The sequence below is a fragment of the Limnothrix sp. FACHB-406 genome (assembly GCF_014698235.1).
Lineage (GTDB): Bacteria > Cyanobacteriota > Cyanobacteriia > CACIAM-69d > CACIAM-69d > CACIAM-69d.
The window spans coordinates 42,792-63,214 of the sequence record NZ_JACJSP010000011.1 but is presented as its reverse complement, the minus strand read 5'-3'; the positions used below and the strand labels follow the sequence as shown (position 1 = coordinate 63,214).

Sequence of the window (20,423 nt, the reverse complement as noted above, 5' to 3'; positions counted from 1 at the left end):
GGGCCCGTAGCCAGATGCCCCCCAGGGTTAACGGATTGCGACTAACCCTGATGGGGATGATTGTGGCCACTGGTTCTTAGGGCTAACTCTGGCCGTTTTCGTACAGCAAGGCGCGTTTGGGGCCGTGAATGGGGTCTTCGATGATGATCGTTTGGTCGCGGCTGGCTCCCAAGGAAACAATCGCGATCGGCACGTCCATCAACTCCGCCAAAAACTTCAGGTAGTCCAGCGCCTGCTTGGGCAAATCTTCCAGGTTGCGGCAACCGCTGGTGGAAGTTTGCCAACCGGGCAGGGTTTCGTAAATCGGCTGGCACTTGGCGAATTGGTGCGACCCGGCGGGGAAATTTTCGCAGCGTTGGCCGTCAATTTCGTAGGCCACGCAAACTTTGATTTCCGCCAGCTCATCCAACACGTCCAACTTGGTGATGGCCAAGCAATCCAGTCCGTTGATCCGGGCGGCATAGCGGCCAATGACCGCATCAAACCAACCGCAACGGCGCTTGCGGCCCGTGGTGGTGCCAAACTCGGCCCCCCGTTCGCCCAAATGTTCTCCGGTTTCGTCCAGGGCTTCCGTGGGGAAGGGGCCTTCGCCAACGCGGGTGGTGTAAGCCTTGGCCACGCCAATCACCCGATCGATGATTGTAGGGCCCACGCCTGCCCCAATGCAGGCTCCCCCAGCCACCGGATTGGAAGAGGTGACATAGGGATAAGTCCCGTGATCCAGGTCCAACAGGGTTCCCTGGGCCCCTTCAAACAGAACGTTCCGTTTTTGCTTCACCGCGTCGGCAATTTTGAGCGATGCGTCGATCACATGGGGCCGCAGTCGATCGCCATAGGCCAAATACTCTTCAATCACCGCTTCCGCGTCCAGCGGCGGCAGGTCGTAGAGCTTTTCGAGAATGACGTTCTTTTGGGCGATCGTCCAACGCAGCAAGTCTGGCAGCGCCTCGCGATCGATCAAATCCATGACCCGGATGCCGGTACGCTCGGATTTGTCGGCGTAGGTCGGGCCAATGCCGCGCCCCGTCGTCCCAATCTTGTAGTTACCGCGTTTTTCCTCCGCCGCGCGATCGATCAGCCGGTGATAGGGCATGGTCACGTGGGCCGTTTCCGCAATCAACAGGTTGTCCGTTGAAATGCCCAACGCTACGAGCTGATCGAGTTCTTCAATCAGCACTTGCGGATCAATGACCGTGCCCGAGCCAATGATGCACTCGGTTTCGGGATACAAAATGCCAGACGGAATGAGGTGCAGCTTGAACACTTGGTCTTGAACAACGACCGTGTGTCCGGCATTGACCCCCCCTTGGTAGCGAACTACCACGTCGGCCGACCGACTGAGGAGATCTGTAATTTTGCCTTTGCCCTCGTCGCCCCACTGGGCCCCAATTACAACGACGTTAGCCAACGGTTTAGCGGTGTTTGAGTTTACACAAACGACGATTATCAGGATCGAGGTGTAAAGGTGTCAACCGGGCGATCGAGGCGGTGACTGGGTGAAATCGCTCGGGGGGATATAGGCTCGGGCGATCGCGCCCGATTTAATTTTCTTAAGCAACAATAAAAATATCGAAATGATCGTCGGTGCTTGGGCCCGATCGGGACGATTTCCAGCCTCGATCGCGATCGCTCGCAAGACTCAGTACTCTCGGGGACGCTTCTATGGCATTACATGCAGAACTGCATCGGCATTTGGGTGGTTCGGTCGTGCCTCGGGTGCTGTGGCGCTATTTTGAACGGCATCGATCGGACTTAACGACCCAATTTCCAGACTATGGGGCATTTGAGAATTTCTACACCCGTCCTCGCAAAACCCTGGCGGAGTATTTGGAACTGCACTCATTGGTGGAAAGTGTGCAGACCCAGGAAATGTTGCCCTATTTCATCTATCGCCTGATTCGGGGGGCCTACATTTTCGAAAATTTGGCCTATTTGGAGTTGCGCTACACGCCCTATCTGCGCACCCCTGAGCATTTGCCAATGGGAGAGCGGATCGATCGGATGGCTGACATTGTGCAAACGGTAGGCCAGGCCAGCCAGGTGGTGGATTGCCCGATCGTCACCAGCCAAATTTTATGTATGCATGTCAAGTTGCCCTATGAGGTGAATCGGGCGATCGTGGAGTTAGCAGCTCAGTCGCGGGACTATGTTTGCGCGATCGACCTGGCGGGCGGTGACGATTTGTATGGCGATCGATTGCATGAGTGGATTGAGCTATACGAATTGGCGCGATCGCTGGGTCTCAAAACCACGGGCCATGTTTACGAAACGCCCATGGGGCAATGTCCCGACCTTTTACCGCTGTTGATGCGCATTGGCCATGGGATTCAAATTCCCTTGCAATATCCCGAACTGCTACCCGATTTGGCCCGCCGGGGACAATGTTTGGAAGTATGTCCCACCACCTATCTCAAAACGGGAACCATGAGCGATTTACGGGAACTGAAAACCGTGTTCGATCGCTGCTTTGAGGCGGGGGTTGAGATTGCTATTTGCACCGACAATGCGGGTTTGCATAATGTGCGGTTGCCCTTTGAATACGAAACCCTGCTGACCTTGGATGTGATTGATTTTGAGCAACTGGAAGCCTGCCAAGAAGCAGCATTTCGCCATGCGTTTGCTTGGCCCCACAGTGCTCGCCCGGCGGCCGTTTTGGGCAGTTTGTTCGATCGCAAAATTCCACGCGATCGGGCGATCAGTGAACCACTGCCGGTTTAGACAAATTTTCCAGTTGTCGGATCGGGTGAAGTGCCCAGCTAGTGCAGACTGCAACATCGTTGAAACGGCGGGGCCATCGATCATAATCTCGATCATGATCATGTTTCAGATCTTTGAGATCCTCCTCATTCCGGGAGGATTTTTTGTATAACCGTGCAAGAAACAATCAAACAGCCCAATTTAATGCAATAACTTGCGTTGCTGTAGAAGCAGGTTTCAAGACAATCTTATTTTTGAGGTTGTCGTAACTTTTTTGTTTTCGTTTTCGGCATACTTCGGATCAGCCCCAAAGTCTGTCATCACAAGGCATTGCCTCCAATTCATAGTCAATTGATTGTTATGCCAATGAAAAAAGAAACCCGAATTAGCCGACTTGTTAGCTCTCTTGATGATCAAGCAGCCGCTAGAAAAGCCTACTTACAACTTGCAGGAAGTGGTCTTTTCCATCTGCTCACGGGTTTGTTTCTGAGAGCCGCTTTCACCAGTCCCGACTTTTCTATGTCGCTGCTAGGTGTGGCTTATTCTATGGCGATTCCCCTAGTATTGCCAGTCATTGGAATTGTGGCGGGATTACGAATTTTAGCAATTGGCGGACTGGCGGGTGGCGTAGTCATTGTTGTTGCTTTGGTTTTCACATCTGGCGCAGGGCTAGCGGTCATTCCCTGGGCCTTGCCCATTACAGTGCCGTTAATTGCATCTGCTCTACAGTTTTTTGCCATTGATAATTTGCGATTAATGGTTGGAAAACTCAGGGCGTTATTTTGGGGTGGAATCACTGGTTCCGCTAGCACAGGCTTGGGTATCGCTTTAGGAAATCTTTTCAATTTCACGCTGTCTGGTCGTTAGCTCTACAGGCTCACTCAATCTTCAATTTGGGATTGGGGTGTGCTTGAGTGCGAATCGCCGGTTTCCGGATCGGGGGCGGCATCGGCCGCGATCGATCGCGCCATGGCCGCCCCGATCGCATCCACCAACCGCCCCACGGGAATCAGTTCCATTCCCCGAATTCGTACATCGGAACCCTTGGGCACGATCGCCCGTTTAAATCCCAATTTCGCGGCTTCCTTGAGCCGTAATTCCAGTTGGGAAACGGGACGCACTTGGCCGCCCAAACCCACCTCGCCGATCAGCACCGTGCCCGGATCAACGATGCGATCGCGGAAACTGGCCACCAAGGCCACGGCCACACCCAAGTCGGCCGCCGGTTCCTCCACGCTCAGGCCGCCGGAGGTGGACACGTAGGCATCGAGCCGAGAGAGGGGCACGCCCACCCGTTTTTCGAGCACCGCCAAAATTTGCAGCAGCCGGTTATATTCCATGCCCGTGGTGACGCGGCGCGGCGAGGAATAGCTCGTGGGGCTGACGAGGGCTTGCAGTTCCGCCACGATCGGGCGGGTTCCTTCGCAGGCCACAATGGTCGCCGTGCCCGGCACGCGCTCATCTCGGTTACCCAAAAAGAGAGCGGAGGGGTTTGCAACTTCTAACAGCCCCCGATCGACCATTTCAAACACCCCCAATTCCTGAGTAGCACCGAAACGATTTTTAACCGATCGCAACAGGCGAAAACTGGCAAATCGATCGCCCTCAAAATAGAGCACCGTATCCACCAAATGCTCCAGCACCTTGGGCCCGGCAATCGCCCCCTCCTTGGTCACATGGCCCACCAGCAACATGGCCACATCCTGCCGCTTGGCCAGCCGCATCAGGGCCGAAGTACATTCCCGCACCTGGGCCACGGATCCTGGCGCAGAAGCCAGCGCGGGCAGATAAATCGCTTGCACACTGTCAATGATGGCGATGGCCGGTCGCAAGCTTTCAATTTCCGCCAAAATTGGCTCTAAATCCGTTTCCGGCAGCAGGTACAGATCGGCGCGATCGTCCGGCGATTCCTCCGGGAGCTGGCCCGAGATCAGTTCCGCAGCCGGAGCCTGTACCCCCAATCGCTGGGCCCGCAGTTTCACCTGCTGTCCCGATTCTTCGGCACAAACGTAGAGTACCCGGCGAGATCGAGCCAGTTGGTTAGCCGTTTGCAACAGCAGGGTTGATTTACCAATGCCCGGATCGCCGCCAATCAGCACCAAGGAGCCGGGCACAATTCCCCCGCCCAGGACTCGATCGAGTTCTCGAAACCCCGAAGCCCAGCGAGATCGGGGGCGATCGCGAATTTCGGCCAAGGTGCGAGCCGCGATCGGGCTGGCCGGCTCTTGGGGGCGAGATCCCTTGCGCGATCGGGTCGTGGCGGCCACGGCGGCCCGGCCCGTGGTGCTGGGTTCCGCAGCCAACACCTCTTCCACCAAAGTGCCCCACTGGCCACAACTGGGACAGCGCCCGAACATTTGGGCCTCCACGCCTCCGCAGGCGCTGCAAACGTAGCGGGTTTTTACCTTCGCCATTCGATCGTCTCCCCTTTGATCCGGCCCTTCTTGATTCGGCCCTGGTTGATCCGGCCCTGGTTGATCCAGACCTTGACCGCCGTTTTCCACCCCAATTGGTGCTGGTTCAATTCAGTGCTCCCAGCCATCGAGTGCCGTTAATTAGCCTCTGCCCTAGGATGGCAACCCCTAGGATGGCAACCCCCGAAAGGAGAATCCACAAAAGCGCAACAAATTAAGAAATTTCTGTAATTGTTTCAATTTCGTTGCAACATTGCGACAAACACCCCGCTTGTTTTTAATAAAGGGTGCGTTCCCAATCAGTTACAATTCCCGACTCCAAAGAACTGGGGTCAAATGCGCTCCCATCGCACATCAGAGCGGGTAATTTGTCAATCCATTTTGACGAAATCAGCCCTCAACCTGCGCCGCGATCAACTGGTAATCTCCAAAACGGAAGAGAAACGGCGGTTAGAATTGCCTCTTTAAATGTCCTCGGTACAATAAAGCGATAAAAGCCGAAAGATAGCGATTCAAAAACACGCAAAAGTTCACGCAGAAGTTAAAGCCATTGGAGGAGGCCTCTCCTTGGATAGTCACAAAGAAAAAATCCTGGTTGTTGACGACGAAGCCAGCATTCGCCGCATTCTAGAAACCCGCCTGTCCATGATTGGCTATGAGGTGGTCACGGCTGCCGATGGCGAAGAAGCCTTGGACGTGTTTCGGAAGGCGGGGCCGGATCTGGTGGTGTTGGATGTGATGATGCCGAAGCTGGATGGCTATGGCGTGTGCCAGGAACTCCGCAAGGAATCGGATATTCCGATCATTATGCTCACGGCGCTGGGCGATGTGGCCGATCGAATCACGGGTCTGGAATTGGGGGCCGATGATTATGTGGTGAAGCCCTTTTCGCCCAAGGAGTTGGAAGCTCGGATTCGCTCGGTGTTGCGGCGAGTGGACAAAAACCACGCCTCTGGAATTCCCAGCTCTGGCGTGATTCAGGTGGCCAACATCCGCATTGACACCAACAAGCGCCAGGTTTACAAGGGCGATGAGCGAATTCGGCTGACGGGAATGGAGTTTAGCCTGTTGGAGCTGTTGGTGTCGCGATCGGGCGAACCGTTCTCGCGGGCAGAAATTTTGCAGGAAGTTTGGGGCTACACACCCGAGCGCCATGTGGACACCCGCGTGGTGGATGTGCATATTTCTCGACTGCGGGCCAAGCTGGAGGAAGACCCCAGCAATCCAGAACTAATCCTGACGGCGCGGGGCACGGGTTACCTGTTCCAACGCATTCTGGACGCAAACGAGGTTTAGGGGCCCGGCAGCCCTCGGCAGCTATGGCGCGATCTCAAACCAATCGTTGGCTGCAAAATTTGCCGATCGCGGTGGGCATGGCGATCGGGGTGGGGCTGTTTGTGAATCGGCTCTGGACTCCTCAAATCAGTGAGTGGCAGGCGAGATCGGACGTGGCCGGGACGATCGCCTGTGCTTTCTTAATTTTGACGGGGTTGCTCTGGCAGCGGGTGCAACCCAAGTTGCCGGACGCGGTGGAGCTAACGGGGCCGGAAGGGTTTGAGCTAGCGCCCGATCTCGATCGCCCGTTGCAGGTGGAACTGGCCTGGGCTTCCCACCTGTTGCTAACCAACACGGTGACCCGATCGGTGGTGGTTTACCGGGGCGATCACACGGCTGGGCAAACGTTGCTTCGGCGCGGTGTTTTGGGCCCGCAAGCGATCGTCAAGCCGGGGCCGATCGTCCAGCGGGCGATCGATAAACAACAACCGATCTATCTCGTGGATTTGAAGGTTTATCCCGGCCGCATTGAGTTTGACTATTTACCCGAAAATACCCAGGGCGTGATTGTGCAGCCTTTGGGCGATCGGGGCGTGTTGATTTTGGGAGCCAACGCCCCCCGCAGTTACACCAACCAAGACGAGCGCTGGATTGCGGGCATTGCGGACAAGCTCGCCAACTCGATCGCAGCCGCAACTTTGTGAGGCATAGCAATGACTCGCGATCAACGGTGGCTCGCAACCATGGGGAAGCGCTGTACGATCGGAACCACGCCCTATTAAAGAACTAGCCCACATGGGGCAGCACGAGCGATAGAGCTAGTCTCTTACGGCCGGTAATACCTCATCGATCGAGAGCGGGTTATGGCATACAGCGACTTTAGTTTGGCTCAGGCGATCGACCAATTTTCCCTGGATCTCTACGATCGACCTCATCATTTTGCGCCCGTGCCGCCGATTAATCCGAGCGATCGCCTGCGGGAACTGCTGCAAGAAAGTGTTCCTTTGGCCCTAGCCAGTAATACGGAAAAGGCCCGATCGGAATGGATTATTGCGCCTATCTTGGTGGAGCTGCGGCGACAACTGGCAGGGCAAATTAGTTTATTTTCTGGGATTGATTTTGATATTGATCCGAGCTGTGGATTGAACGGCCGTTGCGATTTTTTAGTGGCACGATCGCCCGAACTATTGCTCCTGAAATCACCTGTGACGGTATTGGTAGAAGCCAAGCGCGAAAACATCAATAGTGGTTTGGGGCAATGTGTGGCTGAAATGGTCGCAGCTTGGCGATTCAATCAGCAGGCCAATGATCCCATTTCCTCGGTTTATGGAGTGGTGACCACTGGAACCACTTGGAAGTTTTTAGGGCTACATGATCGCGACAGCAGACTAATTTTAGAAATTGATTTAGATGAGTATTACCTCAATCAGCTCGATCGAATTCTTGGAATTTTGACGTTCTGCGTGACTGGCAAAGCCCCCTAAATGGAAGCCCCTGAGAGGATATTTGGATATTTGAGCAGTACTTTGGGGTACTGACACAGATTCATAAGAAATTCATAACCGATTCATCAATGCAGTAGCACAGCAGTCTTTGGGGGCTGGCTCATCCCATTTCTCAACCAACATTGATCAAGAATTGGAGGATTTTTGAACTCAGCCACTGAAGCTTACTGTGCTACTGGAGATTAGGAAATTAGAAATTGCCGCGATCGGTCAGCAACTTTCAACAAGTAACTTTCAGCCAATTGCAATCGATCAGCGGATTTCAGGTGTTGGCCTTAGGAGGCGACACTGGCAGCGGTGCGGCGGCGGCGGCGACCCGAAGGCGTGGCGGGAGACTCAGGGGCGATCGAGTCGGCGGCAACGGCAGTGTTGCCCGTCGGGGCGGCCGGAGCCGGGCGATCGCGCCGCACAGAAATCGGAGCCGCGATCGGCTGTACCAACACCACCACTTGAGGCGTACCCACAAAGTCACGACGCAACAGCCGCTGGAACTCGCGCTCCAGTTCCACCTTCAGACCGCCCCAATCGATATCGTCATCGCTGCGGCGAGCCGGGTTGGTGACAAAACGCTCAAATCGGTTGCTGAGGAAGTTTTTCAAGGTCGCCCCGATCGCCCCAGTCAGCTTGGATGGGTCAATGCTGCTAACCACACCGCTCATGTGTACCTGAGGATCGCAGGCCAACTGACCCGTGCTGTAGATACTGGCGGCAACGGTCACCAGGCCTTCGTTGGCCAACTGTTGCCGTTCGCGCAGGGCCCGATCGCTCACCACGCCCGATCGAGACGCATCCACCAGTTCAATCCCCGAAGGAACCCGATCGCCAATCTTGATCGAATCCTGGGTCAGTTCCACCACATCGCCATTTTCGATGATCACCATGTTGTCCGCCGGAATGCCCAAGCTCTGGGCAATTTCCGCGTGCTTCACCAACATCCGGTGCTCACCATGCACCGGCATGAAGAACTTGGGCCGCGTCAGGCTAATCATCAGCTTGTGATCTTCCTGGGAGCCGTGACCGGAAACGTGAATGCCCTTGTCGCGCCCATAGACCACATTCGCCCCCAGCATCATCAGCCGGTCGATCGTGTTCACCACCGCGATCGTGTTGCCGGGAATCGGATTCGCCGACAGCACCACCGTATCCCCATTACGGATTTTGATTTGGCGATGTTCGCCCTTGGAAATTCGCGTCAGGGCCGACAGCGGCTCGCCCTGGGAACCGGTGGTCAAAATCACCACCTTGTGATCGGGGTAATTTTGCAGCTCATGAATCGGCACGAACAGATCATCCGGGCATTTCACATAGCCCAAATTGCGTGCATGGGCGATCGTATTCAGCATCGATCGACCCAACACCGACACCACCCGGCCTTGCTTGTGGGCAATGTCCAAAATCATGTTCACCCGATGCACCGATGACGCAAAGGTTGTCACCAACAGGCGACCCGGCGCTTTCGCAAAGGCCCGTTCCAAGTTCGGATAAACCGATTTTTCCGAAGGGGTGAAACCAGGAATTTCGGCGTTGGTTGAATCACTAATCAGGCACAAAACGCCCTTTTCACCGTATTCCGCCAACCGCTGAAGATCGAAATATTCACCATCAACGGGCGTGTGATCAAACTTGAAATCACCCGTATGAATCACCACACCCAACGGCGTGTGAATCGCCACCGAAAAGCTATCGGCCATCGAGTGGGTATTGCGGATAAACTCCACCAGAAACTTGGTTCCCACCCGCACAAATTCGCGCGGGCCCACGGTGCGAATTTCCGTGCGATCGCTCACGCCGGCCTCTTCCAACTTGTCCGACAGCAGCGCCATCGCCAGCCGCGGCCCATAGATCACCGGAATATCCACTTGCTTCAGGTGAAAAGCAATGCCGCCAATGTGGTCTTCGTGACCGTGGGTGACAATCATGCCCTTAATTTTTTCGCGATTGTCCCGCAGATAAGTCATATCCGGCAGCACAATTTGAATGCCGTGCATTCCATCGGTGGGGAACGCCAGCCCCGCATCCAGCATCATGATTTCATCTTCATACTCGAAGATGCAGGTGTTCTTACCAATTTCGTGCAAGCCACCCAGGGGAATAATTTTCAGCGTTCCGGGCTTACCGTTACTGATGAATTGGGTTGAAGGTTGCGCAGCCGAAAAGTTAGTTCTGGGGGAAGCAGTCACGAGGTTTTGACTCATAGGGATAGAGGGGGAAAAGGTGCGATCGGTTGATTGAGCAAACGATTGATCCAAGGTCGCAGCATGATCTGCTTGCAACAATTTCTTGGGGGTGGTTTGGGAGTTGGAATTCCGCTTGCGAATTACGCTAGGGGCAGAGCGCCGAACATCGTCACGGGAGCTATCTTTCACGTCTTTTGCTGCCACGTTTTTACTTCCAGGGGCGATCGGGGTTGCGGAAACTTCGGGATTCACTCCACGGGCCAACTCGCTGGCCAGCTCGCCACCGTTAGCCACGGAAGATTCGGAATCTGCTTGCTGACGAATTCGCTTTCTGACTTGAGTCATTTGCCTCCAGAAATTTCACTCAAAAATTGCACTACTTGGCGTTGGAATCGGTCACCAGACTGTTAGCAACGAATTGGGGAGTACCGTCATGTCCTCTCGTCGGGAAAGGAGCAAACCTGATTCGTGATGGTTAGTGATGGGCGGTACTCAGCCTGTTAAACGATTGAGCTGGTTGTCTCAATCAACCCGTCGTCCCCAGCCGAATCACGCGATCGGCGGTGGGTTGCTGCTGCGGGAAACTTGGGTCGGGATTGGGGCCCGAAGCTGGCAGAACCTTCTTGAAGGTTTTTCAAAAATTCTTCAAGAAAACGCTTTCTGAAAAGCGGCGCAAAATCCTGCCGTACAAAATTCTGCGGGGCAAATCTGCTGGGCAAAATTCTGTGGAATGCTGTGCCGAATTTTCTAGGCTCAACACATTCACCAAACTCATGGATTGCATCAAGGAGTAACCATCTGGGAAAAAAACTTGCTTCAAGATCAGTCGGTGGATCCGTTCGATCGATCCAATTCACCACCGCCAATCAATCTAAATTCAACACAATGGTTGCTCTCAAAATTAGGATTCCAAATGGGGATTCCAAGTGGGGATTCCAAATGAGGATGATTTAGAGCGTTCAAAAGATTGTTCAAAAAATCGAACCCCTCAACCGGCCTAAGAGCAATCAAATGCGGGGACTCCCATTTTTATTAAACAAGCCACTGTTGGATATTCCGGATTCATGATTAGCTTGCAGCTCCCTGCTCGCGATGAGCCGTTGAAAATTTTGCGGATTTCACAGGTTGTCGAAAAAGCGATGATTGAGTCATGTTGAGCGATCGGGCGTTTTTTAACATGGTTAACGGCAATGGGCTTGTTTAATGGGTTAATTGGGTTTTTCAATTGGTTTTGAGCGAGATTTTAGTTGAGCCGCTTAGGGGATTTTTTTAATGAAACTGTTTCATGAACCGGCTGAACTACATTGCTGAACTGCATTGCTTAAGCAAGCGGCTGATTCAAAATTTTTAGTCAGAACTTTTAGTTAATCCGGAATCTAGTTCTTTAATTTTAAGCTGCCTTCAAGTGTTGCAGGGCTGGGCAGTGCCAATTTGCTCTCAGTCTAATCCAAGTTCTGGAATTTGGATAACTTAATTTGGATGATTTAATCCTATGCCACTCGATCGGGATGATGGTGAGTGAATGGTTTGAGCGATCGGGCAGTTTATTTTGTCCAAAAGTCCGTGACTCAACTATCAGCAATCTGAAACTAACTCAAAAATTCATCAAAGCAACCAATTTGCAATTTTTCGGATTGGTGTTGCTGATTTTGAGCCAAGTTGAAAGTCGTTGATTAACACTCTACTCAGTACTTTCTACCTAGTATTTTGCTCAATCTTTGACCCAATAGCTTGTGCCGTCATCGCCCTAGGGTTGTCCTTCGCCTGTTGGCTTGGGGCGATCGGGAAAGGGTCGATCGCGCACTGGGTTCATCGCCCGCTAATTGCCCATCAGTGACCCAGTAATCACTGATCACTCGCCCGTTGGTTGTCAGCAACTGTTGTTAGTTCACTGTGGCAGCAGGTCTAACTCCGCCATTGCCTGTTTCAAGGCTTGGCGAACAGGATCCGGGCAAGGGATCAACGGCAGGCGCGGTTCCCCCACTTCCCAGCCTAACAGTTCTAGCGCTGCTTTGACGGGAATTGGATTCGTGGTCAAGAACAAGGCTTTAAACAAGGGTAACAAAGCCAAATGTTCTGTCAATGCGTCGTTGACCTGACCTGCTTCAAAGGCGCGAATCATGCTTTGAATTCGATCGCCCACGAGATGGCTGGCCACGCTGACCACCCCCGAAGCCCCCACCGCCAACATCGGCAAGGTCAGGGAATCGTCTCCAGAATAGATCTTGAAGGTGGGCGGAGTCAGACGGCGGACGGCGCTCACCTGGTCAAGGTTACCGCTGGCTTCTTTGATCGCCACAATATTTGGCAATTCCGCCAGTTGGGCCACCGTTTCCGGCAGCAGGTTTTGGCCCGTGCGTCCCGGAATGTTGTACAGCATGAGGGGGAACTCGGGCACGGCGGCGGCGATCGCCCGGAAATGGGCGGCGAGTCCCTCTTGGGGCGGTTTGTTGTAGTAGGGAACCACTTGCAACGAACCATCCAGACCGAGCTTAGCGGCCTTTTCGGTGGCGGCGATCGCCTCGCGGGTTGAGTTGGATCCCGTGCCGGCCATCACCTTGGCACGGCCCGCCGCTTGCTTAACGACGCGAAACAGTTCGTATTCTTCGTCCCAGGTTAAGGTTGGCGATTCACCGGTCGTGCCGCACACCACCAGCGTGTCGGTTCCGTGCGCCACGAGATTGCGCGTCAGTTGCTCGACGATCGTGTAGTTAACGCTGCCATCTTGGGCAAACGGCACGATCATCGCGGTCATGACTCGTCCGAAGTCAATCACCCAGTATTGTCCTTAAGTTAGAGCGACGTTACGTTTAGTTGATGCCATCTTAGCCGATTTGGGCGATCGCGCACGGCCCAATGGGCGATCGGGCGCTTGCGGGGTTGCCAGCGAGTTTTCTGAAGGGTTAATCAACCGGTTTTCGCCATTTTTCGGGGATCCCTCCCTGGGTCGATCGCATCAGAAAAACTTCGACCCTCGCGATCGGGCAGTGGCCTAATCCAAGCGCTGGAGGGGAGCCAGGTTGGGATCAAAGATTTTTTGACCCAAGCCGGGAAACCGCACCGAAATGGTGACTTTGCGCCCGGTTTCAAACACATGCATCACCTTCCCTTCGCCAAAGGTGTCGTGAATCACCCGATCGCCCACTTCCCAAGCTTGGGGCGGCGTGGTTTTGGTCGGGCGCGGATTGGGTTTGGGGGTGGGGCGGGCCGCGGCCGATCGCCGATTGGCCGATCCCGTTGCTGATCCCAAGGCCGCCGGCCCCGATCGGCGGTTGCTCCGCCCCTCAGTAATTAGGTGCTCCGGTGGCAGCTCGCCCAAAAACACCGAGGGAACCGAAGGCTCGCGCATTCCTCCCCACAGCCGCCGCTCCTGGGCATGGGTTAAGAACAATTGCTCCTGGGCGCGGGTAATGCCCACATAGCAAAGGCGGCGTTCTTCTTCGAGCGATCGGGGATCGTCCATGGAACGGAAGTTGGGAAACAGCCCCTGTTCCAGCCCCACCAAAAACACCACCGGGAATTCTAGCCCCTTGGCCGCATGGAGCGTCATCAGAGAAACGGCGTTTTTGCCCTCCTTCAAGTCATCCAAATCCGAAGCTAGCGCCGCATTTTCCAGAAAGTTCGTCAAGGAGCCGTCGCTGGTGTCTTCCGCATACTGGGTCATGGCGTTGGCCAATTCCGCCAAATTCGCCAGGCGATCGCTCGCTTCGTCCGTGCCCTCCGCTTGCAGTTCCCGCACATAGCCCGATCCCTGAAGAATGCCATCCAAAATTGTGGCGGCGGGTTGTTGATCCACCTGGGCTTGCCAAGTCTGAATCATTTGCACAAACTCCAACAAGGGCTTAGCCGTGCGTCCGGCCAGGGTTTTCACCGAAGTTTCATCGCTCAAAATTTCCCAGAGCGGCACGCCCAACTGATCGGCCGCATTCTCTAGGCGATCGAGCGTTGTCTTGCCCACCCCACGCTTGGGCACATTAATCACCCGCTTCAGGCTAATACTATCGTTGGGATTGGTGAGCAGGCGCAAATAGGCCAACGTGTCCTTAATTTCCTTGCGGTCATAGAACCGTAATCCTCCCACCATGGTGTAAGGAATTCCCAACCGCAGCAGCACATCTTCAAAGGGACGAGATTGGGCATTAGTGCGATACAAAATGGCAAAGCTGCCCCAATTTAATTCGGGATTTTGTTGCTCCAGCTTGCGAATTTTCTGAACCACATATTCCGCTTCATCCATTTCGTGGTCGGATTCATAGACCGCGATCGGGTCGCCGGCCCCGCGCGTGGGCCGCAATACTTTATCAATGCGTTCTGTGTTGCGTTCAATGAGTTCGTTGGCCACCTGCAAGATGTTTTCGCGCGATCGATAGTTTTCCTCCAGCTTCACCATTGTCCGCGTGTCGTCATCGGGCAGTCGATCGCCAAAATCATCCTGAAAATCTAGCAGAATCGTGAAGTCCGCCGCCCGAAACGAATAAATGGACTGATCCGCATCGCCCACCACAAAGATCGATCGATGGTTCCAATGGTCAAAGCTTTCGGAAGATTCCCCATTGGTCACCAACAGCCGAATCAAGTCGTATTGGGTGCGGTTGGTATCCTGATATTCATCCACAAGAATGTGGCGGAATCGGCTGTGCCAGTAACCCAAAACCGATTCATTTTGCTGAAAAAGTTGTACGGGCAACCCAATCAAATCATCAAAATCTAAAGCATTGTTCGCCGCCAAAGCCGCTTGGTAGCGATCATAAACCGTGGCGATTGTGCGACCGCGAAAAGTGGGATCATTGCGCTCCACCTCTTCCGGCGACAGTCCCTGATTTTTGGCATTGCTAATGGCAAAACGCACCTGTCTCGGCTGGAATTTTTTATCGTCGAGATTCAGGTCTTTCGTCACAATCTGCTTAATCAGGCTTTGGACATCGGATTCATCAAAAATCGTGAAATTTTTTGTCCAACGATAGCCTTTAGGATGCTGAAATTTTTCCAGATCAAACCGCAGAATTCGAGCACAGAGGGCGTGAAAAGTCCCGATCCATAGGTGCTTGATGGTGTCTTTATAGACCTGGGATTTCAGGCGCGTTTGTTCCTCGGGCCGCAGCAGGTCAAAGGGTTTGCCAAAGCGCGATCGTGCCTCCTGTTGAGCAAAGAGGGTTTCAATCCGCTCCTTCATTTCCCGCGCGGCCTTGTTGGTGAAGGTCACGGCCAAAATCTGATCCGGATCCACGCGGTGGTGTTGAATCAGGTGAGCAATGCGGAAGGTGAGGGCGCGGGTTTTGCCCGACCCAGCCCCCGCCACCACCAATAGGGGCCCCTGGTAATGTTCAACGGCGCGGCGCTGGGCGGGGTTCAGTTGGGCAAGAAACGCAGACATGCGGGCAAAAACGAGGATAGGCGATGGAAAACTAAAAACGGGCAATACCCAAAACCGGCAACCCCCAACACAAGCACAACGCAAAAGGGGCGATCAGGCTGGACAGTTTCAGGACGATCGGGCACAAATCAAGCGGCAGTTTTGGCCTTCACCACCAACACCGAACAGGGCGCTTGTTCCAGCACGTCGCTGCTGACGGAACCTTGCAGAATGCGATCGATGCCGCTGAGGCCCCGGCTGCCAATGATGATTAAATCGGTGCGATGGATATTGGCCAAGCGAACAATTTCCGCAGCGGGTTCGCCACTGATGATTTCAATGGTGCTGGGGCAGGGTAGGCGCTTTTGGTAGGCCGCCAGTTGGGTTTCAATCTCGCGATACAAATCCGGTGCAGTGCCTTGGGGGCGATCGAGCGGCTGATCTAGATCGGTGCTGGTGGGCGGAATCACATGCACCAAAATTACTTTGCACTGATCGTTCAAATTGAGCGATCGCAGCATGGCAATTTCTGACTCGGATAATGCCGATCGATCCAGGGCCACCAAAACTGATTTCAACACTGCACCAAGTTAGCTAACGATTTTGCGGATAAAGGCAGCATACACCGCCCATTCTGGAATCTGGCTCCAGCCCCCACCAGACTTAACATTGTAAGCACTTGCGGTTGGGCGGTGGTCTGGAAACGCCGCCCGCCAAGAAATGCCAGTTCCGGAGTTCATCAACGGTTGATTCAAAACAGGGGATTGAAACTGATCAACCCAAACTCATCCCCCGACATAGGGACTGCTTAGGGACTGCTTTGGATAAAACGCAGCCCGCTGATCAGGGGTTCCCCGCTGGGCGACCGCTCGATCGAGCGATCAGACCCCGAAGGGGTTGCATAGAACAGTTCCACCGAACAAAGGGGGGCTGGTTGCTCGGCTCCTGCATCGTAGGGACAGCCATAGTACACCAGGCGATCGGCCAGGCGCTGGGTTTCGATCGGGCGGAAAGATTGATGATCGTTCAGAATTTTCACGTAGGCTAAGGCGGCCGCTTGGGAAATGGGCCGATAAAACGACAGGCTGTAGCCCACGGATTCCGTGCCGTCACGCCGCGCTATCAGAGACAGATTGTTAAAGGGATAGATCCGCACCGAGCAGGGGGAAGTCACGTCATAAAACCCACAGGCCCGATTCAGCGCTTGCACCTGTTGAAAGTGCGATCGATTAAAGGGTTGGCGACTGAATCGCTCATCTTCCACATCCTCCAAAGGCTCCCCTGGCAGAGGGGCTGGCCAATCGGCTGGGTCGGGGGTTTCCGAGGTGAGTTCCCACAGTTCTGCACGACAGGGAGCCGCCCCCCGATCGCAATTCTGGGGCCGCTGGCCATCGGGGCCAACTTGATAGATTTGGGATCCTTCAATCAGAAGACCCTGTTGATCATTCAGCCAAAGGGGATTGGAAAAGCGGCCGCGATACTCAATGGCGCTGTTGGCCGTGCCGTGGCGCTCAACGGTGGTGGTGCCATCTGGCTCGATCGTGATTGATTGCCCCGTGCCGCTGCCTCCCAAAAAGTTGAAGGAGCGCCGGCCAATGAAGGGGAGTTCGTTAGGCGATTGGCTCAAGGGGCCCAGCCGATCAGTCACGGGAGCGCGGGGAAAGGCGGTGACCCTGGGGTGGCGCGGGGCGATCGCGCTTCGCATCCCGATCGCCTGGGCCGGCCCGGAACTCCACAGGCTCCAAAACAGAACGATCGGGAGAGCAAAGTGGCGGCCCCGCCGGCTCCAAGCCGATAGTGCGCAGTAATTGGTCAAGAGATTCATAAATTGATGATTGCTTGGACAGCAGGCAACCAACAGAAGCAGGGGACGATCGCCCCGTCTGGCCCCTGGGGTTGGGCAGGGTCTTCCGCAAAACGAGCAAGCATTCCGAGCGATCGCCCTTCAGTCCGCCCAGATCCTTAGCCCGCCAGCGGTCGCTGTGGTTGTCCCCAAATCACCCGCTCATGCTTGTAAATCACTAGCCCCGGTTTAGCGCCTTTGGGTTTGTACAGATGCCGGGGTTCCGTGTAAATCACGGGAACCTGTTCTGCTTGCCGGGCCCGGCTGTAGCGAGCGGCCAGATCGGCGGTGAATTGCAAATCGGCGCGATCGGGCTGGGATCCCGCTGGCATCCGCAACAGCACATGGCTGCCGGGAATTTCCTGGGCATGGAACCACAAGTCATAGGCCGTGGCCAACCGAAAGGAGAGTCGATCGTTCTGGGCATTGTTGCGGCCAATCCAGACTTCATAGCCGCTGGGGGTGGTGAATTTGCGGAACCCTTCACCGGGGTCAGGCAAGGCCCGGCGATAGCCCGGATCCTCCAAATAACCTTCCTGCACCAGTTCATCACGAATTTCTTCGAGGGCGCTTAGATCTTCAGGGCCGCCGTAGTCCTCAAATTCACTGAGGCTTTCTTCCACCTCTTCCAGGTAGGCCAATTCGCTGCGGGCAGCGAGCAGTAGCGGTTCGATCGCGCTGCGGGAACGATCGAGCTTTTGATATTTTTTGTAGAGCTGTTGGGCGTTTTGGACACCGGTTTTCGCCGGATCCAGGGCGATGGTCACGGGTGCGCCAGTCTCAAAGTCCGGCAGGCTGATTCGATCCAGCCCCGGTTCCCAATGGTGCAAATGGGCCATCAACAGGTCAGCCCGCGATCGAAACTGGTCGGCTTCGGCGGATTGGGCCAGGCGATCGGTAAATTCTTCAACTTTTTTGCGCAGCTTGCTGGCGAGGTTGCTCACCTTTTGCCGCAATTGTTGCCAAAGCCGCTGGAAGGCTTCCCGATCGAGCCGATCGCCATAGTAGCGATCGAGCAGGTCTTGCACCGATGGGGCCGAGCGCTGTTCCTGCCACCCCAGCACGTCGTAGCCCGCTTCCGTCCAACCGGGCGCAAAATCTCCCATTTCCAGCCGTTTCAGCCAGCCTTGCCAAACCTCAAACAGCCGCCGCTGACCTGCGGGTTCCAGGGTTTCCACCGGCTGCTGGGGGTCAATTTCGGCCGCGGTCAGCAGGCTTTTGACCAATGGCGAGCTGAGGCCACGATAGGTTTTCAGCAGTTGGCGACTGATGGGGCCAGGAATCAGGGAAACCCGCTCCCACCAACGATCAAAGGATTCGGTTGGTTGCGGTGTGGCCTCCGTCAGTTTGGGCGGCGCACTGTAGCGATCGCCCGTTTGGATCGGCCGCACCCGCGACTGCTGGGCGCTCACTTGGTGGGCTGCGGTGACGATCGTGCCGTCCGCCGTGGTCAAAATGGCATTGCTGTACTTGCCCATAATTTCCACGTACAGATGCCACAGGGGCGGATCGCCCGGCCGTCGGGCAAATTGCAAATCCACCACCCGCTCCCAAGGGGCCACCTCCGCAAAAGACACCAGGGCCAAGCCTTTCAGTTGATGCAACAACTGTTGGCTAAAGGTAAAGGTGTCCGGTTCCTTGGGCGGCGCGGCCCCAACGCAGAGCCGCGCCGCCTGAGGATGCCAGGAAATGCCCAACCAACCGCGCCGATCGATCGTTCGCAGGCAAAGGTAGACCGTGAAGCGATCGCGCTGAAAAACCTGTTCCAAGCGGGCCGGTAACCAGTCGCGCCGCAGTTCCCACAAACTCGCTATCAGGGTGGTGTAATCAACGGGTTGCATGGGACACTCTCGGGCGGGCAACGGATCAGGCGGCGGGTCAGGGCGATCGGGACGATCGGGGCGATCAGGGCCAATCTGCAAACCACTAGGGTTTGGGACGGCGGTAGAAGGGACGATTGACCACCTCAGCGGTGATGAATTTATTCCGAATTTGCACCTCTAAGGCTTGCCCCACTTCCGCCAGGGCCGTGGGCACGTAGGCCAAGGCGATCGGGCGGTTGAGGGTGGGTGAAAATGTCCCGCTGGTGACAATGCCCACCGGCTCTCCCTGGTGCAACACCGGGTAATCATGGCGGGCGATGTGGCGATCGGGCAAGCTCAACCCCACCAGCCGGCGGGGAATGCCGGCCGCCTGTTGAGCCTCCAGGGCCGCCCGCCCTAGGAAATCTCCCTTGCGATCGAGATGCACCAGCCAATCTAAGCTGCCTTCAAAGGGCGTGGTTTCCTCGGTGATGTCCTGACCATAGAGGGCCATGGCCGCCTCCAAGCGCAGGGTATCGCGGGATCCCAGCCCACAAGGAGCCACGCCCGCTGCAATTAACCGCTGCCAAAGCCGTTGGCCCGCCTCCAGATCCAGCATGATTTCAAAGCCATCTTCGCCCGTGTAGCCGGTGCGGGCCATGAAAACGGCATCCGTTCCCAGGTGCGTGCGAATCGATCGATAGAACTTGAGTTGTCCCAAATCCGCCGCGATCCAGGGTTGCAAGGTGGCGGCGGCGGTTGGCCCCTGCACCGCAATCAAGATTTGCTCGGGCGATTGATCCATGACCGTCACCGCCGGATCCAAGTGAGCCGCCAACCAAGCCAGATCCTTAGCGGTGGTGGCGGCATTAATAATCACCGTGGCGCGATCGGCCCCTTCGCTATAGACAATCAAGTCGTCCACGATGCCGCCCTGTTCATTCAGCAGCACCGTATATTTCCCTTGCCCCGGCTGGAGCGGGCTGAGATCGCTGGGCACTAACTGCCCCAAGGCCGTTTGCCAGGGGCCTTGCAGTTCCAGCTTGCCCATGTGAGAAATGTCAAAACAGCCCACGCCCGATCGCACGGTTCGGTGCTCTTCCATCAGGCCAGCAAACTGCACTGGCATTTCCCAACCGCCAAAACCGGTCATTTTTGCGCCCAGCTCAACGCAGGCGGCAAACAAGGGGGTACGGCGTAGCTCGATCGCGCTCAAGGGATTGTCCTCAAGGGTAGAAATTGGGGCCTTTCTCATTATGCCGGGTTGGTCACGCCGCCATCAAAAAGGAGCGATCCCATGATCTCAATGATCTGGATCGCTCCTCGAAATAACGCTTAATCAGGATGCATCCAGTGG

At 55.3% G+C, this 20,423-nt stretch carries 16 protein-coding genes; 5 read left to right on the top strand and 11 right to left on the bottom strand.

What is annotated here, in order from left to right:
* Positions 1 to 82 precede the first annotated feature (82 nt).
* Positions 83 to 1,408 carry an adenylosuccinate synthase gene (locus tag H6G53_RS11930; protein ID WP_190355548.1) on the bottom strand — a complete coding sequence of 442 codons (1,326 nt, stop codon included), beginning with the start codon at positions 1,406 to 1,408 and terminating at the stop codon, positions 83 to 85.
* 60 nt (positions 1,409 to 1,468) lie between these two features.
* The gene (locus H6G53_RS11925; RefSeq protein ID WP_158234326.1) at positions 1,469 to 1,636 is read right to left on the bottom strand and encodes a hypothetical protein; all 168 of its coding nucleotides are present in this window, start codon (positions 1,634 to 1,636) and stop codon (positions 1,469 to 1,471) included.
* 26 nt (positions 1,637 to 1,662) lie between these two features.
* On the opposite strand from H6G53_RS11925, the gene H6G53_RS11920 reads away from it, so the two are divergent.
* Positions 1,663 to 2,718, top strand: coding sequence for an adenosine deaminase (locus H6G53_RS11920; RefSeq protein ID WP_190533177.1), 1,056 nt, complete (start codon positions 1,663 to 1,665; stop codon positions 2,716 to 2,718).
* Positions 2,719 to 3,063: 345 nt separating this feature from the next.
* Entirely contained in the window at positions 3,064 to 3,564 is a 501-nt protein-coding gene (locus tag H6G53_RS11915; RefSeq protein WP_190526734.1) for a hypothetical protein, read from the top strand.
* A gap of 14 nt (positions 3,565 to 3,578) precedes the next feature.
* On the opposite strand, the gene radA is transcribed toward H6G53_RS11915, so the two are convergent.
* On the bottom strand, positions 3,579 to 5,111 hold the full coding sequence (gene radA / locus H6G53_RS11910) for a DNA repair protein RadA (RefSeq protein ID WP_190533174.1): 1,533 nt from the start codon (positions 5,109 to 5,111) through the stop codon (positions 3,579 to 3,581).
* Positions 5,112 to 5,678: 567 nt separating this feature from the next.
* Between radA and rpaB the strand changes: the two genes are divergently transcribed.
* The 3 genes from rpaB to H6G53_RS11895 all read left to right on the top strand — a co-directional run bounded on the left by rpaB (position 5,679) and on the right by H6G53_RS11895 (position 7,870).
* Positions 5,679 to 6,407 carry a response regulator transcription factor RpaB gene (gene rpaB, locus H6G53_RS11905; protein ID WP_099531901.1) on the top strand — a complete coding sequence of 243 codons (729 nt, stop codon included), beginning with the start codon at positions 5,679 to 5,681 and terminating at the stop codon, positions 6,405 to 6,407.
* 23 nt (positions 6,408 to 6,430) lie between these two features.
* Positions 6,431 to 7,090 (top strand): cofactor assembly of complex C subunit B, encoded by a 660-nt coding sequence (locus H6G53_RS11900; RefSeq protein WP_190533170.1) that lies wholly within the window; start codon positions 6,431 to 6,433, stop codon positions 7,088 to 7,090.
* 159 nt (positions 7,091 to 7,249) lie between these two features.
* A complete protein-coding gene (locus H6G53_RS11895; protein ID WP_190533167.1) occupies positions 7,250 to 7,870 on the top strand; it encodes a hypothetical protein in 621 nt (206 codons plus the stop codon).
* A gap of 296 nt (positions 7,871 to 8,166) precedes the next feature.
* Here the strand turns inward: H6G53_RS11895 and H6G53_RS11890 are convergent, their stop codons facing one another.
* The 8 genes from H6G53_RS11890 to gcvT form a co-directional block, all read right to left on the bottom strand.
* Positions 8,167 to 10,413, bottom strand: a complete 2,247-nt coding sequence (locus H6G53_RS11890) for a ribonuclease J (RefSeq protein ID WP_242030888.1) — start codon at positions 10,411 to 10,413, stop codon at positions 8,167 to 8,169.
* A gap of 155 nt (positions 10,414 to 10,568) precedes the next feature.
* Positions 10,569 to 10,934, bottom strand: a complete 366-nt coding sequence (locus H6G53_RS11885; RefSeq protein ID WP_190533164.1) for a hypothetical protein — start codon at positions 10,932 to 10,934, stop codon at positions 10,569 to 10,571.
* Positions 10,935 to 11,956: 1,022 nt separating this feature from the next.
* Positions 11,957 to 12,844 carry a 4-hydroxy-tetrahydrodipicolinate synthase gene (gene dapA, locus H6G53_RS11880; protein ID WP_190355554.1) on the bottom strand — a complete coding sequence of 296 codons (888 nt, stop codon included), beginning with the start codon at positions 12,842 to 12,844 and terminating at the stop codon, positions 11,957 to 11,959.
* Positions 12,845 to 13,060: 216 nt separating this feature from the next.
* Positions 13,061 to 15,442, bottom strand: a complete 2,382-nt coding sequence (pcrA, locus tag H6G53_RS11875) for a DNA helicase PcrA (RefSeq protein WP_190533161.1) — start codon at positions 15,440 to 15,442, stop codon at positions 13,061 to 13,063.
* 128 nt (positions 15,443 to 15,570) lie between these two features.
* Entirely contained in the window at positions 15,571 to 16,002 is a 432-nt protein-coding gene (locus tag H6G53_RS11870) for a universal stress protein (protein ID WP_099531907.1), read from the bottom strand.
* A 227-nt stretch (positions 16,003 to 16,229) separates the two neighbouring features.
* A complete protein-coding gene (locus H6G53_RS11865) occupies positions 16,230 to 17,246 on the bottom strand; it encodes a hypothetical protein (protein ID WP_190533158.1) in 1,017 nt (338 codons plus the stop codon).
* Between the two features lie 137 nt (positions 17,247 to 17,383).
* Complete coding sequence (locus H6G53_RS11860) at positions 17,384 to 19,105, bottom strand: NFACT family protein (RefSeq protein ID WP_190533156.1); 1,722 nt, start codon at positions 19,103 to 19,105, stop codon at positions 17,384 to 17,386.
* 85 nt (positions 19,106 to 19,190) lie between these two features.
* Complete coding sequence (gene gcvT, locus H6G53_RS11855) at positions 19,191 to 20,321, bottom strand: glycine cleavage system aminomethyltransferase GcvT (protein ID WP_190533153.1); 1,131 nt, start codon at positions 20,319 to 20,321, stop codon at positions 19,191 to 19,193.
* Positions 20,322 to 20,423: the final 102 nt, after the last annotated feature.

Excerpts from the sequence above, each read along its gene's own strand:
- H6G53_RS11920 (WP_190533177.1), top strand. The coding sequence starts at position 1,663 with ATGGCATTACATGCAGAACTGCATCGGCATTTGGGTGGTTCGGTCGTG.
- H6G53_RS11915 (WP_190526734.1), top strand. The coding sequence starts at position 3,064 with ATGAAAAAAGAAACCCGAATTAGCCGACTTGTTAGCTCTCTTGATGAT.
- radA (WP_190533174.1), bottom strand. The coding sequence starts at position 5,111 with ATGGCGAAGGTAAAAACCCGCTACGTTTGCAGCGCCTGCGGAGGCGTG.
- H6G53_RS11900 (WP_190533170.1), top strand. The coding sequence starts at position 6,431 with ATGGCGCGATCTCAAACCAATCGTTGGCTGCAAAATTTGCCGATCGCG.
- H6G53_RS11895 (WP_190533167.1), top strand. The coding sequence starts at position 7,250 with ATGGCATACAGCGACTTTAGTTTGGCTCAGGCGATCGACCAATTTTCC.
- H6G53_RS11890 (WP_242030888.1), bottom strand. The coding sequence starts at position 10,413 with ATGACTCAAGTCAGAAAGCGAATTCGTCAGCAAGCAGATTCCGAATCT.
- pcrA (WP_190533161.1), bottom strand. The coding sequence starts at position 15,442 with ATGTCTGCGTTTCTTGCCCAACTGAACCCCGCCCAGCGCCGCGCCGTT.
- H6G53_RS11865 (WP_190533158.1), bottom strand. The coding sequence starts at position 17,246 with ATGAATCTCTTGACCAATTACTGCGCACTATCGGCTTGGAGCCGGCGG.
- H6G53_RS11860 (WP_190533156.1), bottom strand. The coding sequence starts at position 19,105 with ATGCAACCCGTTGATTACACCACCCTGATAGCGAGTTTGTGGGAACTG.
- gcvT (WP_190533153.1), bottom strand. The coding sequence starts at position 20,321 with ATGAGAAAGGCCCCAATTTCTACCCTTGAGGACAATCCCTTGAGCGCG.